This is a genomic window from Luteibacter sp. KNZ12-1A, assembly GCF_056755675.1.
Map to the genome: position 1 here is coordinate 1 of NZ_JBPGXU010000178.1, position 3365 is coordinate 3365.

General features: G+C 67.3%; 3 protein-coding genes. 2 read left to right on the top strand and 1 reads right to left on the bottom strand.

From position 1 onward, the window contains the following. Nucleotides 1–122: 122 nt before the first annotated feature. Complete coding sequence (locus ACR9ZJ_RS19100) at nucleotides 123–464, bottom strand: hypothetical protein (RefSeq protein ID WP_429199712.1); 342 nt, start codon at nucleotides 462–464, stop codon at nucleotides 123–125. A 176-nt stretch (nucleotides 465–640) separates the two neighbouring features. Between ACR9ZJ_RS19100 and ACR9ZJ_RS19105 the strand changes: the two genes are divergently transcribed. Together ACR9ZJ_RS19105 and ACR9ZJ_RS19110 are read left to right on the top strand one after the other, a co-directional pair. Beyond that, entirely contained in the window at nucleotides 641–2530 is a 1890-nt protein-coding gene (locus ACR9ZJ_RS19105; protein WP_481288659.1) for an ABC-F family ATP-binding cassette domain-containing protein, read from the top strand. Nucleotides 2531–2532: 2 nt separating this feature from the next. Further along, the coding region (locus ACR9ZJ_RS19110; RefSeq protein ID WP_481288658.1) for a hypothetical protein at nucleotides 2533–3365 on the top strand (833 nt) is incomplete at its 3' end.

A 3365-nucleotide genomic window follows, 5' to 3' on the forward strand; every position in this document is an offset into this window, starting at 1 on the left:
GTGCTGCCTCAGCCTGGCCCGCTGCCGCGGGATCGCCGACAGGGTCGGCTCCCACCGGGCTGTCGCGGACTTGTCAGGAAGGCTTTGGTGGGAAGCCGCTTGAGCGGCGATCCGACGCCGCTTTACTTCGGATTCGCCGGATTGAGGTTGTTGCCCGCCGGCGTATTCAGCACCGCGTGGATCACATGGCTGCGCTCGAAATAAACGATATACCCCGGGTACATCCAGCGATTGATCACCGGCTGCTTCCGGCTGCCGCCACCGCGGGAGTCGAGCTTGGCGGTGGGCTGGCCGTAGCGACGCTCCACCTCGGCCATGCTCATGCCTTTCTTGGGCAGGTTCATCGCCTGCTCCTGCTGCACGCGCTGCATGAGCAGGGTGTCGCCGGCATGGACGGACGGGGCCACGGAGGCCGACACGAGCGCCAGCGCGATCGCGGTGAAAACAGGCTTGAAGGTGTTCATGATGGCTCCGTCGCGCTCCCCATGCGGCGCAGGACGCCGTTGTAACAGATCGCCCGGGGCTGCGCCATGGGAGGCGCGCGGCGAACTTCGCGCCTGTGTGCTGCGTCGCGTTTCGGCGACGCGGACGGAGCGGGACGGCTATCATGCGCAGTCGTCTCTCGCCTGCATGCCTATCCATGATCTCGTTCCGCAACCTCGCCCTGCGCCGGGGCAGCCGCACCTTGTTGTCGCAGATGGATCTCACGATCCAGACCGGCTGGAGCCTCGGCGTCATCGGCCGCAACGGCTGTGGCAAGTCCACCCTGTTCGCCGCGTTGAAGGGCGAGCTGGAACCGGAAGTGGGCGACCTGGACATGCCATCGAAGGTGCGCCTCGCCTCCGTGGCCCAGGAAACCCCCGCCTTGCCCGACCCGGCGATCGAATACGTGCTGGGTGGCGACGTGGAAGTGGCCGCCGCCCTCAAGGCCGAGGCGGACGCCTTCGCCGCCGAGGACCACGAGGCCGTGGCCGCCGCGCATATGCGCATCGAGGAAGTGAACGGCTACGACGCGCGTGCCCGTGCGGGCCGGCTGATGCACGGCCTCGGCTTCGCGCCCGAAACCCACGAGCGGCCGGTATCCTCGTTCTCGGGCGGCTGGCGCGTGCGCCTCAACCTGGCCCGTGCGCTGATGGCGCCGTCCGACCTGCTCCTGCTCGACGAGCCCACCAACCATCTCGACCTCGACGCCGTGCTCTGGCTGGAGGAATGGTTGCGCCGCTATCCGGGCACGTTGCTGATCATCTCCCACGACCGTGAATTCCTCGACGGCGTGATCTCGCACACGATGCACCTGCACGACGGCACGGCCAAGCTCTACACGGGCAACTACAGCGCGTTCGAACGTCAGCGCGCCGAGCACCTGCGCCAGCAGCAGATCGCGCACGAGCGCGAGAAGGCCGAGCGGGCCCACCTGCAATCCTTCATCGACCGCTTCAAGGCCAAGGCCAGCAAGGCCAAGCAGGCGCAATCGCGCATGAAGCGGCTGGAAAAGATGGCCGGCACCGAGGCGGTGCGGGCCGAGCGCTCCTTCAGCTTCTCGTTCCCGACGCCCGACCGGCTGCCGACCTCGATGTTGCAACTGGATCACGTGGATGCGGGCTACGGCGACCACGTCGTCCTGCACGACATCGCCTTCGGGCTGGAATCCGGCGACCGTATCGGCCTGCTCGGTCCGAACGGTGCCGGTAAGTCGACGATGGTGAAGTCGCTGGTCGGCGAACTCGCGCCGCTGGTCGGCGAGCGCGGTTTTCACAAGGACACGAAGATCGGTTACTTCGCCCAGCACACGGTCGAAAGCCTGCGCGAAGGTGCGAGTCCCTTCGACCATTTGCAGGAAAAGGCGCCGAACACCGGCGCACAGGTGCTGCGCGACTACCTCGGTACCTGGAATTTCCCGGCGGATCGTGCGTTCGAGCCGGTGGACGCATTCTCCGGTGGCGAACGGGCGCGCCTGGCCCTCGCCCTGATCGCGTGGGACAAGCCGAACCTCCTGCTGCTCGACGAGCCGACCAACCACCTCGACCTCGACATGCGCGAAGCACTCGCCGACGCGCTCGCGGCATTCGACGGCGCACTGGTGCTGGTCTCGCATGATCGCCATCTTCTCGGCATGGTTTGCGATGAGTTCTGGCGCGTGGCCGACGGCAAGGTGGAACCCTTCGACGGCGACCTCGACGACTACGCGAAGTGGTTGCGCAGCCGCGCCACCACGCGCAAGACGGCGGCCGTGGCCTCCGCGCCGGCCGACGCGCCCGTGCAGGAGTCGGCGAAGGAGAAGCGCAAGCTGAGTGCGGAGGACCGCGAGAAGGAAAAGCCGCTGCGCGCACGGGTGAAGAAGATCGAGGCGTTGATCGAAAGCATGGACAAGGAACTCGGCATGATCGAAGGCAAGCTGGCCGACCCCGCCGTGTACGGCGGTCCCACGGCCGAACTGATGAAGCTCGGCCAGCGCCAGGCCGAGTTGCGTGGCGACAAGGAAACGCTCGAAGCGGAATGGCTCGAACTTCTCGAACGGATCGAGGCCTGAGCGTGAGCGCCGTCCTCCACGTACTGTTGCCGGGACGCGACAAGGTTGGCGGCGTTGCCCCCTTTGCCGCTTGGCTGGCACGCGGAACGACGCTGCCGGCGGCGATGCCGGGTTACCTCGTCGCCCTGTCGGAACACTTCCGATGGCCGCATGGGCCGCTGCCGGCCGCGGCGCTGATCCGCCAGTCGGTGGCCGGCGACGCGGGCGACGCACTGTGGTTGTCCGCCGATCCCGCCTGGGTGCAGCCGGAACTCAATGGCGCACGCCTGCTTGCCTGCGGCAATCTCGGCTTGAGCGTGGAGGATTCGAAGAGCCTGGTCGACGCGCTCGCCGAAACCTTCGAGGCGGAGGGAATGAATCTCCTGGTCGGCGATGCGCAGCACTGGCAGCTGCGTCTGCCGGGCTACGTCCAGGTGCCTTCCTTTCCCGAGCCGGAGGACGCGCTTGGCGCCGATCTCTTCGAGCAGTTGCCCAAGGGCGAGGAAGGGCGGCGCTGGCGCGCCTTGATCAACGAAGCGCAAGTGATCCTGCACAACCACCCGGTGAACCGCACACGCGCGGCGCAGGGCCTTCCACCCGTGAACAGCGTGTGGCTGTGGGGTCCCGGCGCGCTTCCCGACTGGGTGGAATGCGGCCTTTCACGGATCTACAGCGACGACCTGCTCGCCTGGGCCCTGGCCCACCGCGCAAATGTGGACATCCAGTCGCGCACGATGTTCGCACCGTCCATCCGTGCAGAAGCCGCCCAAGCGAGAGCCACTCCTGTGGGAGCCGCTTCACCTGTGGGAGCCGCGTCAGCGGCGGAGGGTGCGAGCGGCAACCCACCCAAAGCCGC